The sequence below is a fragment of the Micromonospora sp. NPDC049230 genome (assembly GCF_040647875.1).
Classification (GTDB): domain Bacteria; phylum Actinomycetota; class Actinomycetes; order Mycobacteriales; family Micromonosporaceae; genus Micromonospora.
This window is the reverse complement of the sequence record NZ_JBEZCZ010000060.1, coordinates 1-25342: the sequence shown is the minus strand read 5'-3', so window position 1 is coordinate 25342 and position 25342 is coordinate 1. Positions and strand designations below refer to the sequence as shown.

19 protein-coding genes and 2 tRNA genes are annotated in these 25342 nt (G+C 70.0%); 6 read left to right on the top strand and 15 right to left on the bottom strand.

From position 1 onward, the window contains the following. Positions 1 to 96: 96 nt before the first annotated feature. Positions 97 to 170 (bottom strand) — tRNA-Pro (locus tag AB0A95_RS32100). A gap of 331 nt (positions 171 to 501) precedes the next feature. On the opposite strand from AB0A95_RS32100, the gene AB0A95_RS32095 reads away from it, so the two are divergent. After that, positions 502 to 572: transfer RNA gene (locus AB0A95_RS32095), tRNA-Gly, on the top strand. Between the two features lie 53 nt (positions 573 to 625). On the opposite strand, the gene AB0A95_RS32090 is transcribed toward AB0A95_RS32095, so the two are convergent. After that, on the bottom strand, positions 626 to 1285 hold the full coding sequence (locus tag AB0A95_RS32090; RefSeq protein WP_357559486.1) for a tyrosine-type recombinase/integrase: 660 nt from the start codon (positions 1283 to 1285) through the stop codon (positions 626 to 628). Between the two features lie 24 nt (positions 1286 to 1309). On the opposite strand from AB0A95_RS32090, the gene AB0A95_RS32085 reads away from it, so the two are divergent. Together AB0A95_RS32085 and AB0A95_RS32080 are read left to right on the top strand one after the other, a co-directional pair. Continuing rightward, complete coding sequence (locus tag AB0A95_RS32085; RefSeq protein ID WP_357559485.1) at positions 1310 to 1972, top strand: hypothetical protein; 663 nt, start codon at positions 1310 to 1312, stop codon at positions 1970 to 1972. A 301-nt stretch (positions 1973 to 2273) separates the two neighbouring features. After that, positions 2274 to 2687: a carboxymuconolactone decarboxylase family protein gene (locus AB0A95_RS32080; protein WP_357559484.1), complete on the top strand. Its 414-nt coding sequence runs from the start codon at positions 2274 to 2276 to the stop codon at positions 2685 to 2687. Positions 2688 to 3187: 500 nt separating this feature from the next. Here the strand turns inward: AB0A95_RS32080 and AB0A95_RS32075 are convergent, their stop codons facing one another. Further along, on the bottom strand, positions 3188 to 3685 hold the full coding sequence (locus tag AB0A95_RS32075) for a GNAT family N-acetyltransferase (RefSeq protein WP_357559483.1): 498 nt from the start codon (positions 3683 to 3685) through the stop codon (positions 3188 to 3190). A 275-nt stretch (positions 3686 to 3960) separates the two neighbouring features. Here AB0A95_RS32075 and AB0A95_RS32070 point away from each other — a divergent pair, with 275 nt between their 5' ends. Then, positions 3961 to 5301 carry a hypothetical protein gene (locus tag AB0A95_RS32070; protein WP_357559482.1) on the top strand — a complete coding sequence of 447 codons (1341 nt, stop codon included), beginning with the start codon at positions 3961 to 3963 and terminating at the stop codon, positions 5299 to 5301. On the opposite strand, the gene AB0A95_RS32065 is transcribed toward AB0A95_RS32070, so the two are convergent. From AB0A95_RS32065 to AB0A95_RS32040, 6 genes are read right to left on the bottom strand one after another with little or no spacing between them, the layout of a single operon-like run. Next, complete coding sequence (locus AB0A95_RS32065; protein WP_357559481.1) at positions 5278 to 6618, bottom strand: O-antigen ligase family protein; 1341 nt, start codon at positions 6616 to 6618, stop codon at positions 5278 to 5280. The two genes, AB0A95_RS32070 and AB0A95_RS32065, sit on opposite strands and share 24 nt — an antisense overlap. Next, positions 6615 to 8054 carry a polysaccharide biosynthesis C-terminal domain-containing protein gene (locus AB0A95_RS32060; RefSeq protein ID WP_357559480.1) on the bottom strand — a complete coding sequence of 480 codons (1440 nt, stop codon included), beginning with the start codon at positions 8052 to 8054 and terminating at the stop codon, positions 6615 to 6617. Before AB0A95_RS32060 ends, AB0A95_RS32065 begins: the two co-directional genes overlap by 4 nt. Further along, positions 8054 to 9259 carry a glycosyltransferase gene (locus AB0A95_RS32055; RefSeq protein WP_357559479.1) on the bottom strand — a complete coding sequence of 402 codons (1206 nt, stop codon included), beginning with the start codon at positions 9257 to 9259 and terminating at the stop codon, positions 8054 to 8056. Before AB0A95_RS32055 ends, AB0A95_RS32060 begins: the two co-directional genes overlap by 1 nt. Further along, the gene (locus tag AB0A95_RS32050; RefSeq protein ID WP_357559478.1) at positions 9256 to 10485 is read right to left on the bottom strand and encodes a glycosyltransferase family 4 protein; all 1230 of its coding nucleotides are present in this window, start codon (positions 10483 to 10485) and stop codon (positions 9256 to 9258) included. Before AB0A95_RS32050 ends, AB0A95_RS32055 begins: the two co-directional genes overlap by 4 nt. After that, a complete protein-coding gene (locus tag AB0A95_RS32045; RefSeq protein WP_357559477.1) occupies positions 10482 to 11648 on the bottom strand; it encodes a glycosyltransferase family 4 protein in 1167 nt (388 codons plus the stop codon). The genes AB0A95_RS32050 and AB0A95_RS32045 overlap by 4 nt, the downstream gene beginning before the upstream one ends. Further along, complete coding sequence (locus AB0A95_RS32040; RefSeq protein WP_357559476.1) at positions 11641 to 12858, bottom strand: glycosyltransferase; 1218 nt, start codon at positions 12856 to 12858, stop codon at positions 11641 to 11643. Before AB0A95_RS32040 ends, AB0A95_RS32045 begins: the two co-directional genes overlap by 8 nt. A gap of 267 nt (positions 12859 to 13125) precedes the next feature. Here AB0A95_RS32040 and AB0A95_RS32035 point away from each other — a divergent pair, with 267 nt between their 5' ends. After that, a complete protein-coding gene (locus AB0A95_RS32035; RefSeq protein ID WP_357559475.1) occupies positions 13126 to 14394 on the top strand; it encodes a DUF1800 family protein in 1269 nt (422 codons plus the stop codon). A gap of 1 nt (position 14395) precedes the next feature. Beyond that, entirely contained in the window at positions 14396 to 15649 is a 1254-nt protein-coding gene (locus AB0A95_RS32030; RefSeq protein WP_357559474.1) for a DUF1501 domain-containing protein, read from the top strand. A gap of 129 nt (positions 15650 to 15778) precedes the next feature. Here the strand turns inward: AB0A95_RS32030 and AB0A95_RS32025 are convergent, their stop codons facing one another. The 6 genes from AB0A95_RS32025 to AB0A95_RS32000 form a co-directional block, all read right to left on the bottom strand. Continuing rightward, complete coding sequence (locus tag AB0A95_RS32025; protein WP_357559473.1) at positions 15779 to 16084, bottom strand: hypothetical protein; 306 nt, start codon at positions 16082 to 16084, stop codon at positions 15779 to 15781. 45 nt (positions 16085 to 16129) lie between these two features. Further along, positions 16130 to 16594: a hypothetical protein gene (locus tag AB0A95_RS32020; RefSeq protein WP_357559472.1), complete on the bottom strand. Its 465-nt coding sequence runs from the start codon at positions 16592 to 16594 to the stop codon at positions 16130 to 16132. After that, positions 16585 to 21120: an RHS repeat-associated core domain-containing protein gene (locus AB0A95_RS32015; protein ID WP_357559471.1), complete on the bottom strand. Its 4536-nt coding sequence runs from the start codon at positions 21118 to 21120 to the stop codon at positions 16585 to 16587. Before AB0A95_RS32015 ends, AB0A95_RS32020 begins: the two co-directional genes overlap by 10 nt. Positions 21121 to 21549: 429 nt before the next feature. Continuing rightward, positions 21550 to 22164, bottom strand: a complete 615-nt coding sequence (locus AB0A95_RS32010) for a hypothetical protein (protein WP_357559470.1) — start codon at positions 22162 to 22164, stop codon at positions 21550 to 21552. 133 nt (positions 22165 to 22297) lie between these two features. After that, positions 22298 to 22780, bottom strand: coding sequence for a hypothetical protein (locus AB0A95_RS32005; protein ID WP_357559469.1), 483 nt, complete (start codon positions 22778 to 22780; stop codon positions 22298 to 22300). Beyond that, positions 22770 to 25342 (bottom strand): RHS repeat-associated core domain-containing protein (locus AB0A95_RS32000; protein ID WP_357559468.1); only part of this gene is annotated, 2573 nt, incomplete at its 5' end. The genes AB0A95_RS32005 and AB0A95_RS32000, both read right to left, overlap by 11 nt.

The window sequence follows — 25342 nt, the reverse complement described above, 5'->3', positions numbered from 1 at the left end:
TCAGCCCATCGAGTGTAGGCGAGCCGGCCTGACGCTCCGGCAGCGCCCGGGAACCGCGGTGTGCGGCACCCGGGGCGGCCCGGCCGCGGACGACAGTCGGGGTGGCGGGATTTGAACCCACGGCCCCTCGCTCCCAAAGCGAGTGCGCTACCAAGCTGCGCCACACCCCGTGGCGACGTGCAGTCTATGCCGTCGGCGCGACTCAGGCGGTGCCGGGGCACCCGCTACTCGGACACTTCACCCGAAATACCCCGAACGCCCCTCGGCCTGCGCGCGGCCTCGCGGGCCTCGCGGGCCTCGCGGGCCGAGATCCACTCGACTTTCCGGAAGTCGCGGCATCCCGGGCGCGCGGAGACCGCGACATCCTGAATGTCGAGTGGATCTTCGAGGTGTGGCGACGCGACGCGCGGGCAACGCGGTGCTGCCGGGCGGTGGCGTGGCTGCGCGGTCGGCAACGGCATTGGGTACGCTGTCCGCGCGCCTCGTTTCGGCGAGGTGCACGCGGGCGTAGCTCAATGGTAGAGCTTCAGTCTTCCAAACTGACTACGCGGGTTCGATTCCCGTCGCCCGCTCAGCGACAGTGGCCCAGGTCAGGGATGGTTTCCGACCTGGGCCACACTCATGCCTATCGCTTGTTTTTCCGAGCGTGCCCGTTGCGTGCCCGATCGCGTTCCTCAGTGATGCCGGCACTGAGCGATCCGGCGACGGACTTGTCGCGCTCGGCGGTGGCGTGCTGATAGATCATCCCGGCTCGGGCAGAACCGTGTCCCATGCAGGCCATCAGGTCAGCCAGGCTGGCACCGGTGCCGGCGGCAAGGGGGTTGCCGGTGTGCCGCAGGTCGTGGAAGTGAAAACCGGGCAGCCCGGCGGCGATGACCGAGGCAGACCAGCGCGACGCGTTCTGGAAGGTGGAACGGCGCAGGACAGCGCCCTTCGCGCCGGTGAAGACCAGGGCGCCAGTCTCGGCGGACACGAAGTCCCGCAGGTGTGCCCGCACCTCGGCACGGATAGCAGCCGGGATGGTGACGGAGCGACGGCCGGCGGCTGACTTGGGCGGGCCGAAGATCAGGCGGCCGTGCAGGAGCCGGTACGCCTTGGCGGTCATGGTGGCTTTAGCACCGGCCGCGACGAGTTCGGCGTGCCAAGCCCGGACCATGCCGGGCGTGAGGTCGCTGAGCAGGACAGTGCTCAGGGTGGGCTCGATGTACTTGCGGTACAGCCACCGGTAGAGGTCGACGGTCCGGGGCTGTTTCAAGAGATGGATGTCATGCGCGGTGGCGGCCACGCTCGTACCGCCCTGATTGAGTACATGAGCAGCTATGTCGTTCCCCTGCTGAAGCGCGACCATCAAAGACCGGTCGAGCGGGCGCTCTACGAGGCAGCAGCCGAGTTGGCCTACCTGATCGGATGGATGGCCTACGACGATGGCGAGCACGGCCTAGCTCAGCGGTACTCGATTCAGGCGCTTCACCTGGCTCAGGCGTCCGGCTCAGTAGCCCTTGGAGCACACATCCTGGCGGGCATGTCCGATCAGGCGCACCTGCTTGGCCATCCCCGCGAAGCACTGATGCTCGCGCGATCCGGTCGACGAGGGTTTACCGAGGTCGAGTCACCGGCATGCATGGCCGACCTCTACATCCTGGAGGCACGGGCACTCGCCGCGTTGGGCGAGGAAACCGAGGCGGGTCGGGCGGTCGCGCGAGCCGAGCAGACGTTCGGCCGAGTCGTGCATGCTGACGAGCCAGAGTGGGCGAAGTTTATCGATGCGCCGTACCTATTCGGAGAAGCTGCTCACTGCTTCCGGGATCTCGGGCAGGTCAGCCAGCTAGAGCGATTCGCGCAAGAATCAGCCGAGGGAGCGAGAAGGCAAGGGCGAGCACGAAGGGGGGCGCTCAGCCATGCCGCCCTCGCTGTAGGTGCTCTCACGCGCCACGACATCGAAGCGGCAGCAGCCAGAGTCTCCAAGTTGTAGACCTTGCCGCGTCGGTGAACTCCAGCCGCTGTATCGCAACGGTGCGTGACCTCCAGCAGCGGATGAAGCCTTTCAGCGCCGTTCCCGAGGTTCGGCAGTTCATGCTCGCGCACAGGAGCTGCTTGGGCTTGCTGCTTGATGTCGGGCTCCACTTGATGCGTTACGGATTGCTGTCACTTGATCCGTTACACATCCGGCTAGATGATCTCACTTGCACCTGGCTATGTCTCGGTGGCCTTCAGCTGCGGTCGAAGTGCCCGTTCTCGCCTGCTTTGCCCTGGTAGATGGAAGAGTAAGCATCATGGCGGACCATCAGGCAACGGCGGCGACAGACCCGGGATACGCCGCCGCGCTGGACACGGCTGAGCGCCTGCTGGGCTTCCGCTTGGAGCGCTTTCTTGGCGCTACCCCTGGTGAGCCAGCCAACGGCGCAGACTTCAAGCGGATCGCGACGATGCACGCCTTCGGCGACGTTTGGCCGCGCACCGAGCACCTAGATACGCAGACGCGGGCACTGGTATCTGTAACCATCGCGGCAACACTCGGCGTCCTGGAGCCGCTACGCGGTCAGCTCCGCATCGCGCTCAACGCCGGCGCCACCAAGGAAGAGATCGCCGAAGTCTTCCTTCAGGTCGCGGTCTATGCCGGCGTAGCACGCGCGTTCGACGGCTACCAGGTCGCGGCCCAGGTCTTCGCAGAGGACCCGGAACGCTAAGGTACGGGTTTTCGTGATCGCACGATCCGGCAGTCACGGACAACTCCACCAACGCTCGGCGGAGTGTCACCCATCATGTGAAGTCGACCTGTAACGCATCAAGCAAAGTCGGACAGGGCTTGCTGCTTGATGCGGTGAGAACTTTCTATACGGGTTCAAGGCGGCCCGCTTCGCAGGCCGCTCACGCCGCCGACCAGGGGCCTGCCCCAAAGGGGCTGGCGGGACGGGGAGACGTGCCCGACGCGTGCCCGTTGGACCGGTCAGCAAGGGTCAACAGGAGCGATCAGCGTCGTCCCACAGCAGCACGGAGAGCGTGAGTGACCAGGCCAACCAGGGGTGACGTCTGCCGATAAAGGCACCTTCCAAACTGACTACGCGGGTTCGATTCCCGTCGCCCGCTCCGCGCACGAAGGCCCAGGTGGAGCGCATGATCGCCACCCCCGGGCCGACCCCTGCGGCCCTCGACGCAGGTCGCGCCCGAAGGAACCATCCCGGACGTGTCACGAGGGGCGCGGCAGCGCGAGCCAGTCCGGCCAGGTGATGTCGTGGCCCAGACAGCGGGGCCGCTGGAAGGGCCAGTCGGCGGCGATCCACCGGGGCACCAGCGCGTCGAGCGCGCGCTCCGCCTCGCCACCGACGAGGTCGTCCACCACCCACCAGGAGATCTCGGCGTCCGCGCCGACGCGCTCGGGCGGGTCGACGTAGACACAGCCGAGCAGCGCCGTCTCCTCCTCGTCGAACAGCGCGTAGTTGAACGACTGGTGTGCGGCGATCTCCTCCTCGTGCCGCAGCAGGTCGACGCGGTCCTGTTCGTAGGTCATCGTCGCCGGGGGCCAGGCCCAGGCCGGGCCGAAGATCTCCCACAGGCGTTCCCGGGAGCCCATCACGGCCGGGTAGTCGAGCGCGGTGTCCGCCTCCCGGATCGGCCGCAGGTGCAGCGTGGTGGTGGGTACGGGCACACGGACGGGGTGGACGAAGTCGTCGGGTAGCCAGCTCACCGGGCGAGGCTACCGCCGGCGCGGGACGTCCAGGGGTGGTCGTCGCGGCGGCGACCGGGAGCGGCCTGCTCGCTGACTGTCGTCATCCAGGCAGGACCTCCTCGGCTTCGGGCTATGCCGGGCCGGACCGGATGGGTCGGGGTGGATATCATCACCTGGGCAAGCGGAAGAGGTCGCACATGCAGCCAATTGGTCCGTACCAACGGATCCGGAGACTGGGCGTCTGCCAGATTGGCAGCATCTGGTCCGCCGTGGACGGTGGACAGCAATCTCTCGTGGTGGTGGTGCTCGACGTCGGCATCGCCGGCGAGTCTCGGTGGCGGGACGCCTTCGCGGCCACCACCCACGCGATCGCTCACTCGGAGTCGGGCAGTCCGCTGTGGGTCGGCGCGGACTTCTCCGCCGCCACCCCCTGGGTCGCGTACCCGAAAGACCTCCTTCCGACTGCCGAACGCACATTCGCCGCCCTCGGGATGACCTACCAGCCGGCTCCGGCCGAGCCGGACGATCCACCCGCCGCACCGGAGCACACACCGACGACACCGGTGCCGCCACCCCAGACACCGCGAGCCGAGCAGACACCACGGGTCGAGGCCGAGCAGACGCCACCGGCCGAGGTGAAGCACACGCCACGGGTCGAGGCCAAGCAGACGGTGCCGGCCGACCGGCGGTCTCCGGCCGAGCAGGTGCCGGCTCCGCGCGACCGGCAGACGACGTCGCCGGACGACCAACCGCCGCCGGCCGTCGAGCCGACGACACCGGTACCGCCGACACCGACGCCGACGCCAAACCCGACGCCGACGGAGCAAACTCCGATGCCGGTGTGGGCGGTCCCGTCGCGACCCCAGGACACCCGGCCTCGCCCGACTCCCACCACCCCGCAACCAGAACCGGAGCCAGAGCCGAAGCCGGCGGCGACGCCCGCGCCGAAGCAGTCCCGTGCGGGCCGGTGGGCGCTGCCGGTCATCGGCCTGGTGCTCGGCCTCGTCGCCGGTGGTGGTCTGGTCCTGCTGCTCGACCCGGGCACGGATCCGCCGAAACCGCAGCCCACGGCGGGCCCGTCGGGCCTGCCCGCGCCGGCCCCCGCCTCCGCGCCGCTGAGCCCCGGGCTCGAACCGCCAGCTCAGGGCGAGTGGCCTGCCCTGTGGGTGCGGTTCGCCGCCACCGACCGGATTCTCACCCTCAACGAGTTGGACGGTCTGCCGTTCCCGGTCAAGGTGCCGCCGAACTGGCAGTGCACGTCCGTCGAGCGGGCCGAGGGGCTCAGCAAATATCAGTGCGGCGCGCCGGCGGGCAGCGAAGCCGCACTCGGCGGCGAGTTGGTCGTACGCGACTGCCCGGCGCCCTGCGACGGGCCACGCCAGACCGCGATGCGTACCGGCGAGGAGGCCTGGGGGTTGCAGTGGGTGCGCAGTGGCCCCTCCTCCGCGTACGCCGAGACCAGCAGGCTCACCGTCGACGGTGAGCAGCGGTACGGCCTGGTGGTGGTCGCGTACTGGCGCAGTGACAGCGGCGACATCGACAAACAGTTGGTGTTGCGGATGACCGCGCCGGTCGGTGGCGCGAACCAGCTTCGCCGGGTCGCCAACTACCTACGGGACGTCCTGATCTTCTGACCCGATCGTCTGCTCGGGTGCGGGGCTGGGCAGCTCGGCTCGCGCGATCAGGGCGAGCGGCAGCCAGGTCAGGTACCCGGCGAGGGTGACCGACAGGTGCGACGCCTCCAACCAGGAGACCCAGAGCAGCGCGATCAGGAACAGCGCCGGGCCCGGGCTGCCGGCCCCGGCCAGGAGCATCGACCGCCGCCAGACCTGGCACAGCAGCACCGCGAACAGCACGACGGCGAGCAGGCCACCGACGGCCAGCAGGTGTACGAGCACGTTGTGCCCGTGGGTGTAGCGGCCACCGAGTGCGGCGGCCAGGTCCCGCTGCCGCTCGAAGTATTCCGGACCGTGGCCGGTCAGTGGCCGCTCCGCCCATCGGCTCAGCAGGGCCCGCCACGTCCGGCCCCGGTTGGTGAAACCGGCCGGGTCGGTCGTGAGCAGTGGACTGAGGATGGTCAGACCGAGCGCGACGACAAGCGGAATGCCGATCGGCAGCGACAGTTGCCGGCCGCGGCCCCGTTCGGGCCGGTCGGAGCGCCCACCGGTGCGCCAGCGCAGCAGCCCCCAGGTCAGCAGGACGACGATGGCCGCTAGTTGGCTGGTCCGGGAGCCGGTCCAGAGCAGCGCGACAAGGATCAGCGTCAGCGTGGCCCGACGCGACGTCGTGTGCCGGATGCCGAACGCGAACGGCAGGCTGAGGGCGAGGATGATCCCGAGTACGTTCGAGTGTGCGTACGGGCCGGCGAGCAGCCCACCGATCGCCCAGCCCTTGTTTCCCGCGTCGGCTCCGGTGAGCAGCCCCAGGTCGGGCCACCCGGCCGCCAGCAGCATCGCGACGGCAGCGGTGGCCGCCCCGAGCACGCCGATGGTGGCCAGGGCCTGCGCCCCGGGTCGGAGCACCCAGATGGCGACGACGGCGATCGGCAGGGCCAGGGACACCGGTCCGGGGGGTTGCCCGTTCAGCAGCCCGGCGAGGTGGATGGCCGCCAGCGGGGCGAGGACCACGAGGAGCGCCCACAGGCGGTCCGGGCGGCGGTGCCGCAGCCCGTACACGGTGAGGAGGAGGGCCAGGCCGATGAACGCCGCGGTGGTGACGTCACCCAGGATGCGACCGGCCAGCGGCATCGACTCCACCGCGGAGTTGAAGGTCGGCCGCCCGTTTTGCAGCACCTGGACGGTCGGGGGGATGGTCACCCTCATCCAGGCGAGGATCAGCAGGACGACGACGCCCGCGCTGCCAACCCACTCGGCGCTGCCGGGCTCGGGGCGGATCAGTTTGCCGGCCCGAAGGAGGGCGCCCTTCGTCTGGCCGCTGGACAACGCACTCATCGGACTCCCCCGCCTGTGCCTGCTGACTGTGCTTGGGCAGCATCCCCTGCCTCGGAAGGACCGGCCCGGCGAGCCCGCCACCACCGCCTGAGCCAGGCGTGCAGGTGACGGAGATCCGCGGCGTACGGCACGGTCACCGCTCGTAGTGATGGCACCCCCGGCAGCCTGCGCACCGACCGGGCGGCGATGCCGGCCGCGACGGCGTACCCGATCAGGCTCGCCAGGGCCGCGCCGACCGCGCCCTGCGGTGCCAGCACGACGAGCAGCAGTACGCCGGTGAGTGAGCCGACGACGAGGGCGACCGACGATCGGGCCGCCTTGTCGTTGACGAGCAGCAGGGCACTGAAGATCTGCACGCAGGTGAACACGACAGTGGCCACGCAGAGGATGACGGTGGGCAGCGTGGCGGGGGCGAACGCGGCGCCGAAGAACCGGGGCACCAGCAGACCCGCGCTCGCGGCGAGGACCGCGCACCCGAACGCCGCCACCGGCACGGCGACCCGGGCCACCCGCAGTACGGATTCGTTGTCGTCGCCGCCCGCCCCGCCCATCAGGACGGTCCGGGCCGCGGTCGCGACGACGGTCGGCAGTTCCGCCACGCTGACCGCCACCGCGTAGAAGCCGAGTTCGCGTGCGCCGAGCAGCGGTAGGCCGATGACCTGGTCGAGCCGTGCACTGGAGGTCGCCGCGAGCACACCCGGTAGGCAGGTGAGCGAGTACCGGATCAGCGAACGGACCGGGATCGGCTCGGCCCGGCCAGCCGGCTCGGCCGGCTCGGCTGGTCCGGCTGGCTCGGCTGGTCCGGCTGGCTCGGCTGGTCCGGCTGGCTCGGCCGGTTTGGTGCGGCTCGGTGGCCCTGCGCGGCGGCGCAGCCGGGGCAGCCCGACGAGCACGCCGCTGGCCGTCGCGGTCAGGAAGAGCGCGGCGGCCCAGAAGGCGCTCAGGTCGACTGTCACGCAGGCGATGACCAGCAGAATCGTCCGCAGCACCGCCGGCACGGCCTTCATCAGGTTGACGCCGCCGATGTCCGAGGCGCCGGTGAGGGCGCCGATGGCCAGGTTCGCCATGATGTGCAGCGGCGCGAGCAGCGCGAGCACCAGGAACTGTTGCCGGTCGACCTCCGCCCGGTCGAAGACGAGGAAGCCCAGCACGCCGAGCAACAGCACGGCGACCAGACCGAGTGGCAGGGCTGCCACCAGGCTGACCCGGGCCGCGTCCCGACGGGACAACCGGCGCTGGCGGATGTGGAAGGTCAGCGCGTCCTGGAGACCGAAGGTGCCCAGCCAACCGCAGATCACGATCGGCAGGGTCAGCGCGGCGTAGAGCCCTCGCCCCTCCGGCCCCAGCTCGCGGGAGAGGAAGGGGCTGACGAGTAGCCCGCTGACCGGAATCAGCAGGTTGGCCGCGGTGGAGGCGGCCAGCCGGTGGACGGCCATCACCGTGCGGGTTCGGCGCCGGCGGCGCCGTGATCGGCGAGGTAGCCATCGTCGCGCAGCGCGGTGCGGAGCCGCTCGGCGAACCGGTCCTCGGAGAACTCCTGCTCCACCAGCCGCGTCGCCGCCGCGGCCATGGTGTCGAGGGCGGTCGAGGTGGTCGCGAGGATCTCCGCGGCCATCGCCTGTGGGCCTGCGGCGATCCGGACGGCGGGGCTCGGCGGGACACCCTCGGCACCCACCGACGTGGTGAAGACCGGAACCGCGTGGGCCAGCAGGGTGAGGGTCTTCAGCTTGACGCCGGCCCCGCTCCACACCGGCACCACACCCGCGCGGGCGGTGGCGAGTGCGGTGCGCAGGTCGTCGACGTATCCGCGCACCCGTACCCCGGGGTGCCGGCCCAGCTCGGCGTGGACCGGTGGGGTCAGGCCCGAGCCGATGAGGGTGAGGGTGTAACCGGACCGGGCCAACGCCGGCCAGCCCTCGGCCAGGAAGCGCCGCAGGCCGGTCAGGTTCGGCTCGTACGCGAAGCTGCTCAGCCAGACCAACTCCCGCTCCCGCGGCCGGGGCAGATGACCGGACGGGAGCGGGACGCAGCTGGGCAGCACGAACGTGGCCGCCCGGCCGTGGTGTCGTCGCAGCCGCTCCGCCTCGTCGTCGCTGGTCACCGACACCGTCGCGCAGGCGGCCAGCGCCCGCCGCTCGAAGCGGGTCGAGACGGCGGTCAGGTACCGGGCGCGCAGCCGGTACGCGAGGTCGCCGGCCGCCTCGACCTCCTGCGGGACGCTGGCGGCGAGCACGTTGGCCTTGTCCCAGTGCCAGCGCAACCCGGTCCCGGAGAAGTACGCTCCGGCCGCCTCACCGAGGGCTATCGCCGCACCGTCGCGTCGCCGAAGGTCGTGGTGCAGCTCGGCGCTGTAACGGCTCCGGATCCAGGGCGGCAGACCGTACGCGAGGGCCTGCGGGTATCGGCCCGCCGGGCCCAGGCGGTCGTAGCGGAACGGTGTGGCCGCGAAGGTGCGTACGCGCATCGGGTGCAGCATCTGGCGCAACTGCTCCACGTGCTCCGCCGTGGTGTCCGGGCGGCGGACCACCAGCAGGATGCAGTCCGGCACCTGGGCCAGCGCCCGCAGCGTCATCGACACCCGGACGGGATCGCCCCGGTCGAGCGGGATCGGCAGGTACGACGAGACGACGCTGAGGGTCACCGGTGCCCACCTCCGCTCGGCGCGGTCGGTCGGGTCGGGGTCGACCCGGCCAGGTCCCGCCAGACCGACAGCAGCCGGTCGGCCTGCACCGCCGGGGCGAACTCCGACCGGAGCCGGAGCAGCAGCGCCTGGGCGCGCCGCTGGGCCGTGGCCGGTTCGGCGACCGCCGTCCGGATCGCGGTGGCGAGGGCAACCGGATCGTTCGGGGGAACGAGCCAGCCGCAGTCCGGACCGACGAGTTCGGGAATGCCCGAGACGGCGGTGGTGACGACGGGGACGCCCTGACTGGCGGCCTCCATCAGGAACACCGGGATGCCGTCCAGGTCGCCGTCCGGGGCGGGCCGGCAGGGCAGCGCGGCGACCTGCGCGCCGGCGAGTCCGGCAGTGGCCACCGAGTGTGGCACCGCGCCGTGCAGCACCACGGCGTCGGCAAGCCCCGCCGAGTCGATGTGACGGCGCAGGTGGTCCCGCAGTGGACCGTCGCCGTAGATGTCGTACCGGATGGCCTGCCCGGCGTGGACGAGCCGGGCCACCGCGTCGATGGCGGTGTCGATCCCCTTCTTCGGGATCAGCCGGGCGACGGTGACGATCCTCGCCGGCGTGCCCGGCGCGGGGGCGGGCACCGTCGGCTGCGCGGCCAGGAGCCGGGCGTCGACGCCGGCCCGGACGACCCGGTGGGGAATCGTCGCGATCGGCACCCCCCGGTCCGCGAGTTGGCCGGCGGTCGCCGCGGAGACGACGAAGAGGTGCCGCAGTCGGGCCAGTCGCCGGCGCAGGGCGGCCGGGTCCGGGTCGAGCAGGAAGTCGGCAGCGTGCGCGGTCGCCGTCACCGGCCGACCGAGTCGACGCCCGAGCAGCAGGGCGACCGAGGTGGGCACGTTGACGAAGTGGGCGTGCACGACGTCCGGGTCGAAACGCGCGACGCTGTCCGCGAGGGTGCTGGCGGCGGTGCTGGCCAGCAGGCCCCGCGCCAACCCTCGCCCCCCGGCGGCCCGCGACGGCAGCCCGAGCAGGCGCAGGTCGGCCGGGAGCCCGGTGGGACGGCGGAGCAGTTGGACGGCGGCCCGGCGCGGCTCGGCCCGACGGTTGCCGTCCGGGTTGGCCACGAACACCTCGACCGTCGCCCCGGCCGCCCGCACCGCCTCGATCTCGGCGGGAATGAAGGTCTCGGTGAGCCCGGGTGGGCGGACCTGGACGTACGCGACCCGTAGTGCCCTTGGGCTCACGCGGCGTCCCGCGCGTGGGCCGGCCGGTGGGCGCGGCGGACGGACTCGAAGAACCCGGCGTGCCGATCGACGCAGTCCGCGTCGGACAGCAGGCCCGGGGTGCGGGCGGCGCCGGTCGCCAACTCCTGCCGCAGCGGCTGCGACTCCACCAGGTTACGCAGCACCGAGGCGAGCGCGTCTGGCTCTCCGGGCGGCACCAGCATGCCGTTGACCCCGGAGCGGATCCACTCCCCCGGCCCACCGCCCTCGGTGGCCACCACCGGCAGCGCCCGCGCCAACCCCTGCAACACGGTCTGGCCCAGTGGCTCGGGCCCCAGCGACGAGTGCACCAGGATGTCGATCGAGTCGAGGAAGCCGTTGATGTCGTCGACGTGCCCGAGAAACGTGACCTGGTCGCCGATGCCCAGCGTGGCGGCGAGTTCCCGTAGCTGCGCCTCGTAGGCCTCCTCGCCGAAGAGCGGGGCACCGCAGAGGTACGCGCGCACCTCGGTGCCGCGCAGGCTGGCGGCGAACGCGCGGAGGAAGATGTGTTGGCCCTTCCAGTGCTGGAGCCGGCCGACCATCCCGATGGCCCTGACCTGCGGCCCGACCTGGGGCTGCGGAAGCCGCTCGGCGATCCCGCTGGGGCTCTGGATCACCGTGCGCTGAGCCGGACCCGGCGGGACGCTGGCGAGGGTGAACCCGGAGTTGGCGATGAGCCCGTCGGCGCGTCGCATGGCCAACCGTCGGAACGCGTGCAGACCGATCGGGCCGAGGCTCTCGACGGTCAACGGGCCACGGAGGTGCACCACGAGCGGTCGGCTCCCGGCCCGGTCGGCGAGAGCGCACATGATCGCCGCGGGCGCGGTGTTCGCGTGCACCAGGTCGGCCTGCTGGAACAGCGGACTGCGCCGCAGCACCCGGGCGCCGTCGCGCAGTGCCGTCAGGTAGCGGGCCGCCAGCATTGGCGCGCGACTTCGGGTGCCGCCGGTGGGCAGTGGCGGCAGATCCCGGGCCTGTGCCACCTCCGCGGCGGGAAGCTTGTCGAAGGCGGTGCCGGTGGGCGGGGCGTACAGGGACGCCTGCCAGGGGTGCCGCTGACCGAGCAGGCGGGCCAGGGCCAGCTCGGCCCCGCCGGGTTGCGCGGTGTGGGTGACGTGCAGCACCCGCATCGGGTCAGTCACACTCGTGCTCCACCCACTCGGTCACCCGGCGGGCGAAGGTCTGCGTCGAGAACCGCCCCGCCTGAACGGCGATCCGCGCCGGGTCCAGCTCGTCGAGCCGGCTGGTCGCCGCGGCGTGGTCACGGGGATCGAGCGAGTCGACAAGGACGCCGGTCTCCTCGTCGACGACGGTCTCCAGCAGCCCACCACGGCGCAGCCCGACGACCGGGGTGCGACAGGCCTGCGCCTCGACCGGCACTATGCCGAAGTCCTCGTGGACCGGAAAGAGCAGGGCGCGGGCGCCCCAGTAGAGCTGGCGCAACCGGGAGCGGTCCGGGTGGACCTCGATGGTGACCGGCACACTGGCGTCGTCCGCCAGGCGCCGCAGGCGGGCCTCCTCGGGCCCGGAGCCGGCGATGACCAGGGGCAGGCCGGCCTCCTCGGCGATCGCGATGATCAGGTCGAAGTTCTTGTAGCGCACCCAACGCCCGACGCCCAGCAGGTAGTCGCGGGGTTGCGCCCGGTCGGCGGCCGGGGCGTCCGAGAAGAAGTCCACATCGACCGGTGGGTTGATCACCCAGGCGTCGCGCCCCCAGTGACGCCGGATCCGGTCGCGCACCTCGACGGAGTTGGCCGCGTAACTGTGCACGTGGTGGCTGAGCCCGACGTCGAGCGCCCGCATCAGTCGTCGGGGGACGGCCAGCATCGGCCCGGACGCCCGGTCGTCGACGCCCGGGTTCCAGAGATAGCGGGCGGGCGCGTGGACGTAGCTGAGGTGCCGGGTGCGGTCGGGGTTGCCGAGCCGGACCGTGTGCGCGAAGGCGTGACTGGAGGAGATCACCACGTCGAAGTGGTCGCGGGTGAGGGTCCGCCAGACCAGCGGCATGAACGGCAGGGCAGCCGCCTTGTTGCCGCGCAGCGGCGTCCGGGCCAGCCACGACACCCGCAGCGGTGGCGGATCGGCGTCGTCGTCACTCCACAGGGCGAACCGCTCGGCGTTCGGGAAGACCTCGGTGAGCTGCCGAAAGACCTGTTCCGCGCCGCCGGTGGCGGTGAACCACTCGTGCACCAGCGCGACCGACCGGCCGGTCTGGGCGCGCGGGGTCGGGCGGGGTGCGCCGGGCTGCCTCGGAATGCCCTGCCAGGTGCCGGCGTCTGCCTCGGCACCCGCGAGCGCGACCGGCGACGGCCCGGACGTATGGCGCGGTTCGGGTGGAACAGGCTGATCCATCACCTCGTACCCCCGTAAGAGTGTGGACGATCGGCGACGCAGCCGCCGATGATAGCGAACATATCGAGCGAAACACATGCCACAGCAGACACACGTCAGTATTCGGACATCCGATCGGCGCCGCCATCACTGATCGTCCACACTCTATGCTGTACGTCCATCGAGGACGTATCGTCGGGGCGCGGCTCGACCCGTCGCCGACGGGCGGAGATTCCGGATGATGGTGAAACGCCGCTTCCCTGCTGAGGGTCCCACCATGGTGCCGCTATGACCGACGACGTGGCTCTGCTGCTACGCCGAACGGGGTTCGGACCGACCGCCAACGAGCTGGAGGCAGCGAGGCGGGCCGGCTTCACCGCCACCCTGACCGCACTGACCACCCCGACGGGGCCCGACATCGGCGCCACCCGGGCGCCCATCCCTCCACTCGGCAGCGACCCGTACGCTGGCGCGCCCGACCTCACCCCGGCGCAGCGTGTCGAAGCCGACGGGCTGCGTCGAGCACAGGCGACCACCCTCACCCAGTGGTGGCTGGACCGGATGACCGTCGCCGACCACCAGGCAGTGGAGAAACTGCTCTTCTTCTGGCACGGTCACTGGGCCACCTCGATCGTCAAGGTCAAGAGCCCACAACTGATGTTGGCCCAACACCTCGCCCTACGGGAATCTCGCGACTTCCGCGACATGGCCCACCGGATGGTCGTCGACCCGGCGCTGGTCTACTGGCTGGACGGCCAACTGAACAGCAGGGAAGCACCAAACGAAAATCTCGCCCGGGAGCTTTTCGAGCTGTTCACCCTCGGCCTCGGCCGCTACACCGAGTCCGACGTGCAACAGGCTGGCCTGGCGCTGACCGGCTGGCGGATCGACCTCGCCGGGCAGCGATCGGTCTTCGACCCTCGGCGCCACCACGACGGCGCGTCGAGCATCCTCGGCGTCACCAGACACTTCACCGTCGGCAGCCTTGTCGACCTGGTGCTGGCACAGGATGCCTGCCCCCGGTTCGTGGCCGCCCGACTCTGGCACCGGTACGCGTCCAGCACCCAACCGATTCCGGAAAAGACAAGCGAGGAGATGGTCGCCGCCTTCCCCGAGCCGCTGCCGATGCTGCGGGCGCTGCTGGCCGACGAGGTCTTCCCGACCACCCGAGCCACAATGGTCAAACAACCGGTCGAGTGGCTGGTCGGCGCGCTGCGACAACTCGGGTTGCGACCGGCCACCCTCCCGGCGGAGACCGTCATCGGGCTGCTCGACGGGCTCGGTGGCCTCGGGCAACGCCCACTCGCCCCGCCCAGTGTGGGCGGTTGGCCCGCCGGGGTGGCCTGGCTGACCTCGGCTGCCGCCCGACTGAAGCTGTCCCTGGCCGGCAAACTCGCCAGCCAGCTCAGCCCGGAGCGGCTCACCCCGGAGGAGGTGGCCCACCTGCTGTGCGTGGACACCTGGACCGACCGCACCTACGAGGTGCTGCGTGGCACCACCAACTCCCGCCTGATGCTCACCCTCGGGCTGGTCAGCCCGGAATACCAGGTGACCTGAGATGGACCGACTCACCCGACGACGGTTCCTGCTCGCCTCCGGCGTGGTCGGTGGCGGCGCGCTCGCCGCCGGCGCCGGCGCGGTCACCCTGTCCCGGTTGCTCGACACCGCCGACCCCGAGCAGCGCGTCGCCCGGCGTCCGGTGGACACCGTCGTCCTGGTCACCCTCTACGGCGGCAACGACGGGCTGAACACCGTGATCCCGTACGCCGACCCCGCCTACCGGGCCTCCCGGCCCGAGCTGGCGTACCCCGAGGAGCAGGTGCTGCGGTTGGACAGCGACCACGGTCTGCACCCGGCGATGCGCGGCCTACAGGGGCTCTGGTCGGCCGGTCGGCTCGCCATCGTGCACGGGGTCGGCTACCCGAAGCCGGACCGCAGCCACTTCCGGTCCATGGACATCTGGCAGACCGCGGCGCCGAACGGCCCGGCCGACACCGGCTGGGTCGGACGCTGGCTGGACGAGACCCGAGCCCCCGTCGAGGCCGCGGTCAGCTTCGAACCGGTGCTGCCGCCACTGCTGGTCGGGCGGCGGCGGGTCGGCGCCTGCGTCAGCTACCAGGGGTTGGAGCTGCCCGACTGGGTGGCGCCCGCGATGGTGGCGTCGCTCGGCCGGATGCAGGCCGGCGAGTCGGCGATGCAGGCGCGGGCCGCCTCCGCGTACGCCGACCTCGTCGACATGGGCCGGTTGGTCCGGGAGGCGGTGGCACCGACCGCCAGCCCCACCGACGCGACCCCGGTCGCCACCGCGACCGGCACCGGCGGCGGCGGTGCGCTCGGCGCGCAGCTCGCGCTGGTCGCCCGCTGCGTCGAGGCGGGAGTACCCACCCGGGTCTACTCGGTCAGCCTCGGCGGCTTCGACACCCACGCCGGAGAACGCACCGCCCAGGACGCCCTGCTCGCCCAACTCGACGCCGCCGTGACCGGTTTCGTGGACCGCATGGCCGGCACCGACGCCGGCCGCCGCGTCGCCGTTGTCGTCTACAGCGAATTCGGCAGACGGGTACGCGTCAACGCCTCCGACGGCACCGACCACGGCACCGCCGGGCCAGTGCTCCTGGCCGGAGCACGAGTAGCCGGCGGCTTCCACGGCCAACCACCAAGCCTCACCGACCTCGACCAGGGCGACCTGAAAGCCACTACCGACTTCCGCGACGTGTTCGGAGCCGTACTCGGCACCGTGCTCGAAGCGGACCCGCAGCAGTACCTGCTCGGCTACCAGGGCGAACCACTGCCGCTGTTCCGCACCGGCTGACCGGGTTTGCCAGATGGGTCCCGAATCTGACGGCGGACGCCCCGCCGGGCTAACTGTCGGTTCGGCTCAGGGCAAGACTGGATTCCACATGTAGCGCCAGAGTTCTCAACCTCGCCCTCCTCACCTCACTCATGTTCGAGTGTGGATGCCGGGCCGGGGACAGATGCGCGATCCGCCATGAAGTGACCGCAGTCGCCAGATTCGACTCAGCGTCCACGCCGATGACCTCGGCGACAGGTCGCCAACTGCCTGGATCCCTGCCAGCAGCCTGGCCAGGCTGTCTCGTCGGGCCGTGACAAAAGCGAGGAAGACCGGGCGGAACGCGGAGGTACCGTCCCACTCTCTCGCCGCACCCAATTGCAGCAGCCCCCACAGGGGCGCGAAGATGTCGTAGCCCAGCGACACCTCGGACGGCTCGGCATTCGTGGGCTCCACGTCCACTCCTTGGCTGAGAAATTGCCCGAGTCCCGCGACTACGAGCTACGCAGCATCGAGGTGTTCCACGACGTACGGCAGGGTGGGCTCTCCGCACACCGGGCAATTCCGTCGGAACTCATGCTCGGCGATTCGGGGAGCCAGCTCGCCGCTCAACACGGAAATAGCCGTTTCCGCGACAACCACCCGAAGAATCGCGGCACAGTTGCGGCAGACGACAGAACGCACCTCGGCCACCAACGCGCCTTGGAAGTCCTTGGCATCGACCGCTCCAGCAATTACTCGGCTATCGACGGCGTAGAGGTCCGATCCATCACTCCAGTGCAGCACGTAGGGCAGTGCCGGCATCGAGGGACGGATGCGCACCAGAATCCGACGCAGTCGTGGATGGTCGATGAGCAGAGGATCCTCGAACTGGTCACTGTTGACCACTTCGCCGGGAATGCCCAAGGGCTCACCCGCCGGAAAGAAGACGAAGGGGGTTCCCCCCAGGTCGAGGGTCACGGCCATGGCAGCACATCGATCATATTACGCACCAGAATCTCGGACTCGCCGGCTCCGGGCAGGGATTGGACGATCACCTGACTCGGGTCCACCATCGCTTGATGGATCTGCCCGTTCGGCCCGGCGAAGTTCTTCGCCGTATCGATGTTGCTGGTGAAAGATATCATGGAGCGCTCCCCGACCTCCGCCATCTCCGTACCGAACTCCGCATGCGCGTGCGCATAGTTCTGCTCATTACCCCAGGCCCGGACCCCAGCCTGGTGAGCATCCTGAGAGGCGCGCGCAGCGTCATCGACAACGCCACCACTTTCCATGAATGCGCGCTGCGCGGCGTCGCTCATCACCTTTCCGGTCTCGCTGACAATGTGATTCTCCAGCGCCCGCGACGTGCCTCGATAAATCGGGATTCTGTTCCCGGCCTGGTAGGGCGACAGGCCAAGCGGGTCGACAAACCGGAACGGATTGACCACGTATCGGTACGGGTTCGAGCCAGGAACAAGACCGAGGGGGTCGGAGCTGAGATACCGGGCGGTGTCAGGATCGTAGTAACGGTGATGGTTGTACGAGGCACCGGTTTCCGGGTCGTGGATCTGACCGGGAAACCGCAGCGGGCAGTCGGCGCCGGTGGCGCTGACCTGGGTCGGGATGCCCCAGATGGTGGTCCGCTGCTGCCAGGCCACCTCGCCGTCCGGTGCGACCAGTTCGGTGGGGGTGCCGACCAGGTCGGTGACTATCGCGTAGAAGCGGCGGTCCACCTCGTCCTGGTCAGCCACGCCGTCGGTCTGGCTGATCGGGGTGAATGTGCCCGGGGCGTACTCCCACGTGCTGGTCTTGTCGCCGGCCTCGCCGCGATGGGTCTGCTCGATCAGACGCGGGCCGTCCCAGGCGAAGTCGACCTGCTCGACCACACCACCGTCGGCGTCGAGACGCTGCTTGACGACCCGGCGGCCCAGCGCGTCGTACCGGTAGCGCCACCGACTTCCGTCCGGGGTGGTGACCGCGACCAGCCGACCCTCGCTGTCCCAGGTGTAACGCCAGCTCAGCGGCTTGGTCGAACGTTGCTTGATCTGCCGCAGCGTGACCCGGCCGGCGGCGTCGTGCTCGTAGCGCACGTTCCCGGCGGAGCGAATGAGGGTGCCGGTGTACTCCCGCTCGCCTCTTGCGTCGCGATCGCTGTCGTCGCCTGTGTCGCCAGACCAGGTGGCGCTGGCGACGTTGCCCGCGTCGTCGTAGGCGTACCGCTCGGTCCACCCGGCGGCCTGTACGGCGGTGACCCGGCCGGCCCGGTCCAGCTCCAGCCGACGCTCGCCGGTGAACTGGTCGGCGATGTCGGTCAGGTGACCGTCGGAACGGTACTGGTACGCCCGGTGTGCGACCAGGTCGGGCACGCCGCCGTCGACGGCCGGGCTCGCGGTGAGGATCTGGGAGAGCAGCCGATGTTTGGCGTCCCAGCTCTGGGTCAGGGCGAGGCTCCCGACCGTCCTCCGGGTCTCCCGGCCGGCCGCGTCGTGGGTGAAGCTGACCGTCGCGCCGCCGGTGTGCAGCGCGACCGGCCGGTGTCCGGCGTCGTACTCCCAGGCACTCTCCACCCCCGACGGTGTGCGCCGGTGCGTCCGTCGACCAAGCGGGTCGTAGGACGAGGTCACGGTCTGACCGTCGCGGATCTCGGCGAGCACTCGACCCAACGGGTCCCGCTCGAAGCGGAGTGCGACATCGGGTGAGGTGGCGTGCAGGAGCCGGCCGACCGGGTCGTACCCGAAGGTGGTGACGCCCTCCGGGGTGCGTTTCTGCACGACGTTGCCCAACAGGTCGCGGATCAGCTCGATGCTCTGCTCGGCACCGGTGGCCCGGGTCACGACCTGACCGGCGGCATCGAGGGTGTACGACTGGGTGCGACCGTTGAAGTCGGTTTCGGCGATCAGCCGCCCGGCCGGGTCGTAGTCGTAGCGCCAGATGAGCCCCTGCGGGTTGGTGACAGTGGTGAGGCGCAGCTCGGTGTCGTAGGCGAAGGCGAGTCGGGCGCCGTCGGGGCCGGTGCGTGCGGCGGGGAGGTCGAAGTGGCCGATCTCGAACTCGGTCGTCGCCCCGGTCTGGTCGGTGTGGGTGACCAGGTTGCCTTCCGGGTCGTAGGTCCATTCCTCGCTCGCCCCGTCCGGGGTGCGCCGCCACGCCAGCCGCCCCTCGACGGTCCAGCCGAGGCGGGTGGTGCCGCCGAGCGGGTCGCTCACCTCGACAACCCGTCCGGCCGAGTCCCGTCGGTAACGTGTCGCCGCGCCGGTGGGATCGGTGAGCCCGCTGATCAGCCCGGCCGGGTCGGTGGTCACCAGCAGGGTGTTGCCCAGAGCATCAGTCACCTCGGTCAGGTGGCCGGGCTCGTCGTAGGTGTAGCGGGTGATCGCGCCGGCCGGGTCGGTGACCATGGTCAGGTTGCCGCGCTCGTCGTACCCGCGGCGCCAGATCGCACCATCGACGTCGGTAACCACGACCGGCTGACCCGACTCGTTGTACGACGCGGTCGCGCGGGTGTCGTCCGGGCGGGTGACCTCGACCAGGTTGCCGTCGTCATCGTAGGACCAACGAGTCGTGCGCCCCAGCGCATCGGTCTCGGACAACTTCCGATCGAAGCGGTCCCAGACCGTCGTGGTGACGTTGCCCAACGGGTCCGTGACCCGTTCGGCCTGCCGCAACTCGTTAAGCTCGTAGACGCTCGCATGGCCGAGCGAGTCGACAACGGTGGTGACCCGGGCGGCGGTGTCGTAGCGCAGCAGACCCGTCAGATACCCGCCGGTGCCGGCGGTGGCGACGCAGCGGCCGTCCTCGTCATAGGTGTAGCGGTACTCGGTGCCGTTACGATCCGCCCACCGGGTGACCCGCCCGTCGATGTCGTAGTCGAAACGCAGCGGCAACCCGGAGGAGTTGACAACCTCGGTCAGATCACCGGCCTCGTCGTAGCCGAACCGAACCACCTCAATGTCGTCACCGCCGAGGTCGAAGGCGACGATCCGGTTCTCCTGCGTGCGCACCCGGACCCGGTACCCACCGGAGTGCACCACCTCGGCGGGTGCGCCGCTGTCGTCGTGGCGCACCTCAACCCGGTGACCGTTGCGGTCGGTCACCGCGACAAGGGGAAGCTGGCCTGCCAGGCTGCCGGGCACCGGCCCGAAGTGCCACGTCCACCCCAATGCGGGATTGGTGACCCGGTAGATGCCGTCCTGCGGGTCCTGCGCCAACGGCCAACGCGGCCCCTCGCTCGGCAGCCGGTCCGGGCGACCGTCCGCACCGACCGGGTAGATCAGCGTCATCCCATCGGCCGTCGCGACATACACGCCGGTGTCGTCGACCTCGATGCGCTGATCCAGCGTGGAAGCCCACGACCGGCCGAACCAACTCCCCATCCGATACGACGACAGATGCGTACGCGACAACAACAGCGCCAACACACCAGGCAACGCGACGTCGGTCTGGGTGAGCACCATGTCACCACAGGCGATATCGATCGGATCCAACCGCGCCAACCGCTTGATCGCCTCGATGCCGTTGGCCCTCGGGTTCGCCAAACCCCACCGCGCCACCGACCCCATGTTGCGACCCCGAGCCGCCACCGACGAAAACGCGGACGCCACACGGGTGCCCTTCAACGCACCCGCCCCCAACCGCGCCAGCTTGCCCACCCCGGGTAGCAGATTGAGCCCCACGTCGATCAAAATCGTCTTCAGGCTGCCCTTACCCGTCGCCGCGTAGATCGACAGGTCGATCGCGGAGGCCAGCAGGGCGGTGCCGATCGCGATCGGCGCCATGATCGGGGCCAGGATCGGAATGAACGACAACAACCCGGCGACCAGGGAGACGATCTTCAACGCACTCGACAGTTGCGCCAGCAACTCCTGGTTGTCGCGGACGAAGTTGGTGAACTGACCCTTCAGATCCCACCACTTCGGGTTCTCCTTGAACCGCAAACCCTTCGCGTCGTTGACCGCCCGCACACAGTCACGCACCGCGGTCGCCAACTCACCGCGTAGAGCGCCGGCCTGGGCCACACACTCGTCCCAGTCGCGCTGCGCCTGCGACAACGCCGAACCCGCCGCCCCCGCATCCGACCGATACGAATCCGGCCCCGCCGCCGCCTCCGGTGGGCGGTCGGCGACCTCCCGCTCGTGACGCTCGTCGGCCTGCTTCGCCCGATCGGCACGGCCCCGCGCCGCCTGCAACGCCGCCCACAAACCCGGCGCCCGCTGCGCCAACGGACGCATCCGATCCTGCAACGACGACAACGAACCCGCGAACACCGACAAGCCCGACGACACCCGCCCGAACGCATCACCAGTCACCCGCAGATGACCGGGCATCTGCGCGTTCAGGCCCTCCCGGAACAGATCCCCCTCCGGACCCACAAACTGACTCGTGTCCAAACCCGTGATCTGCGCCGCCGCCTGCGACGCCGCCGAACCAAAACCCTGCCACCGCGACGCCGACGACCGGATCGCCGACGGATCACCATCCATCCGGAACAAGTGCGCCGGAAACTCAGCCATCGCGCCGGACCTCCCCCGTCCACGCCAACACGCCTGAAGCCCTCGCAGCGCCCGACATGGGACAGCTATCCACCCGGCACCACGAACCAGGACAAGCCCAGATAAGCTGGCCCTACCGCCATTCGAACATAGACACGCAACTACCTTTGACCACTACCGCAGTCGCATTTGGCGCCATCTGACGTAGGCCGGCTTTTCCGCACCACCCGCCCGCCACCAGCCTCCAACCACCGACCGCCACCATCGCCCTCAAACGGCGCGCTCGACGCTCAGCTCGCGCCGGCCGCCCGAGGCGTCGACGAGGGAGGCCCTCCACCTCGTGGCCGTGTGGACCTGTCGCATATCTCGCACAGGTCTGCGGCAGCCCACGTCAGTCAAACGGCAACGGGTACGCGCGACTGTTCGGCACTACCGGCTCGTCGCCGGCCTCTACGCGGTGACGTGGGGGCGAACGGCCAGGCACTGGTAGCGCAGGTTGAGCTGGCCGAGGGCCTCCGCGTACTTGCCGTAGTAGACGTCGGTCAGGACCACCATCGGGTAATGGGCGTCCGCAGCGATGAGTGCGCTGATCGGCAGGGAGAGGTGGAACAGTCTGCGAATCTCCATCAGTGCTTTCATCCCTGGACGGTGGGTGACCAGAATGTCGATCGGCCCGGTCGGGGCCGCCTCATCCCCGACATCTTCGGCTGACTTCATTGACCGGAAGCCGTCCACAGCCAGGCCCGACAACCGGCCGACACGTGTGCCGTCGTCGGAGCCCACCGCACCGAGGCCGATGAGGACGACCTCGGGGGCGGGGTCGTTCCGCGCGACAAACAGGCCGGCTCCGCCGCCGTCGTCCCCGATCAGCAGCAGGCCCGGTGCGTAGTCCGAGATCTCGTACGTGAGGTTGCGTTCGGCGATCTCGTCCGGACCGTAAAGGGACACGTCGGCTGCCGCGTCCACCGGCCGCGCGCCCGTCCAGACGTCGAGCAGCGCCTCCGGCGGCCGGACGCCCACCTGCGCCTCGACCCGTCGGGCGATCTGCTCCCGACCGTCGTCCACGACATGCTCCCCCGATCCGCCCAGCCCACGATCGGGTCGGTGATCATGGTCAGGTTGCCGTGCTCGGCGTACTCCCGCCGTCAGATCGCACCGCGCCACGGGGGGCGGAACGCCTCATTCGGGGCAGACCCGTTCAGGTTACCTGGCCATACCCGAGCCGGCCTGCTGCCCACTCGACCCTGTCTTCCCAGGTAGCACCATGAAAAAGACCAGCAAGCAACTCTTCCGACTCCTCGGGTGAGAGTCGCTTGCCGCCCAGGCCGGTGCCCGAGAGGTCGCCACCAGCAGCCATATTCCACAGTGCAGCGACGATCACTCCGAGCACCACCGAGCGCCTGTCCCGGTTCGCGGTGACATACCCGATACAGGTGCCACTCGGAGAATCCGAGGTGAATTGCGCCAATTCGACGCTTGACGTTTTCCCAGCTATCTCAGAATTCAGGAGGTAGGAGAAGGCCGCGTCCTCCTCCGCTGGTTCGGAGCCCACCTGGCCATCGTCTTCGAGATGCAGAACGACCGCCGCGTCAGCCAGGCGCTCAAGCGTCTTCCTCACCTGCTCGACGAGGTTCTGCGGGTCCAGCGGTCGCCCGCCTTCGATACTCCACTCAAGTGCCATAGTGAACCCAGCCTTCACCAGTTCGAATCGAGATTTGGGAGAACGCGGGTCCACCGGCCATCCTGGCCAGGTGGTCGATTCCGAGGGCATCAGCCATCGAGACACCATGGGCGCGGATGAAGAGGATCGCTCCCTGATCACGAAAATCAGTCTTCAAGATGGACTTTCGCGCCTTGTCGGCCGCGCCCTTGAGCGCGTTCACGTTGTTGGCGCTTCCGGGCGCGACCTCCTTGAGGCTTGCCGGGACGCCGTTCCAGAACCCGTCGACGCCGGCCGTGTTGCCGACAGCCTGTCCCTCGAAGTGGCCGCCAAGTTCGTCAGCAATCTCACGCGCTTGGATATATTCGTCATCGGACAAGCCGTTCCGCGCCACTGTTCCGCAAGGCACCAATCCGAAAGGATCGATTGCGGCGGTAGCATTGAAAACGTATCCGTGTGGCCTCGTGCCGGCCACTAGCCCGAGGGGATCGGCCGATAGGTAGCCAACGCTCACGGGGTCGTAGTAGCGGTGATGGTTGTACGAGGCGCCGGTCTCTGAGTCGTGGATCTGTCCGGGGAAGCGGAGTGGGCAGTCGACACCCGTGGTGCTGACGTGGGTCGGGATGCCCCAGATGGTGGTGCGCTGCTGCCAGGCGATTTCGCCGTCCGGGCTGACCAGTTCGGTGGGTGTGCCGACCAGGTCGGTCACGATGGCGTAGAAGTGGCGGTCCACCTCGTCCTGGTCGGCGAAGCCGTCGGTCTGGCTGATCGGGGTGAACGTGCCGGGGGCGTACTCCCAGGTGCTGGTTCTGTCGACGTCGCCACTGCACTGGGTCTGCTCGATGAGACGCGGGCCGTCCCAGGCGAAGTCGACCTGTTCGACCACGCCACCGTCGGCGTCGAGACGCTGCTTGGCGACTCGGCGGCCGAGCGCGTCGTACCGGTAGCGCCAGCGGGTGCCGTCCGGGGTGGTGACGCCGGTCAGCCGGTCCTCGCTGTCCCAGGTGTAGCGCCAGGTCGACGGCTTGGTCGAACGCTCCTTGCGCTGCCGCAGCGTCATCCGACCGGCCGCGTCGTACTCGTAGCGCAGGTCGCCGGCCCGCCTGATCAGGGTGCCGGTGTACTCCCGTTCACCTCTGGCACCACCAACTCCGCCGGCGGCGCCCGGCCAGGTGGCACTGGATATGTTGCCGGCGTCGTCGTAGGCGTACCGCTCAGTCCAGTCGGCGGCCTGCACCCCGGTGATCCGGCCGGCCCGGTCCAGCTCCAGCCGTCGCTCGCCGGTGAGTTGGTCGGCAACGCCGGTCAGGTAGCCGTCGGCGCGATACCGGTAGGCCCGGTGGGCGACCAGCCCCGGCACTGACGCTGGCCCCGCGGAACTCGCGGTGACGATCTGCGAGAGCAGCCGATGACTCGCATCCCAACTCTGGGTCAGCGCGAGACCACCGACCTCACGCCGAGTCTCCCGACCGGCCGCGTCGTGGACGAAGCTGACCGCAGCCCCACCGGTACGCAGGGCCACCGGTCGATGCCTGACGTCGTACTCCCACACACTCTGCGCCCCCGAGGGGGTACGCCGATGCGTCCGTCGGCCGAGCACGTCGTAGGAAGAGGAAACCACCTGACCGTCGCGGATCTCGGCCAGCACTTGGCCCAACGGATCCCGCTCGAAGCTGAGTGCGACCTCGGGTGAGTTGGCGCGGAGCAGCCGGCCAGCCGGGTCGTACCCGAAGGTCGTGGTCCCCTCGGTGGTGCGTCTCTCGACGACGTTGCCCAGCGGATCGCGGACCAGTTCGATGCCCTGACCGGCACCGTTGGTGCGGGCCACGACCTGGCTGGCGGCGTCGTACGTGTAGGTCTGCGTCCGGCCGTTGAAGTCGGTTTCGGCGACCAGCCGCCCGGCCGGATCGTAGTCGTAGCGCCAGGTCAGCCCCTGCGGGTTGGTGACAGTGGTGAGCCGCAACTCGGTGTCGTACCCGAAGGCGAGCCGGGCGCCGTCCGGCCCGGTACGCGCCACCGTGAGGTCGAAGCCGCCGATCTCGAACTCGGTCGTCGCCCCGGTCTGGTCGGTGTGGCTGACCAGGTTGCCTTCCGGGTCGTAGGTCCACTCCTCGCTCGCCCCGTCCGGGGTGCGCCGCCACGCCAACCGCCCCTCAGCGGTCCAGCCGAGACGTGTGGTGCCGCCGACCGGATCGGTGATCTCGGTGATCCGGCCAGCCCGATCGCGTCGACAACTGGTCACTGCGCCGAGGGCGTCGGAGATCCGGGTGAGGAGGCCGGCCGCGTCGACTGCCACCTCAACGGCGTTTCCCAGCGGATCGACCATCTCGGTGAGATGGCCCGCGTCGTCGTGCCGGTAGTGAACAGTCGCGCCAACCGGGTCGGTGATCATGGTCAGGCTGCCGCGCTCGTCGTACCCGCGCCACCAGATCGCACCGTCGACGTCGGTAACCACGACCGGCTGACCCAACTCGTTGTACGCGGCCGTCGCCCGGCTGCCGTCCGGGCGGGTGACCTCGACCAGGTTGCCGTCGTCATCGTAGGACCAACGAGTCGTCCGCCCGAGAGCATCGGTCTCGGACA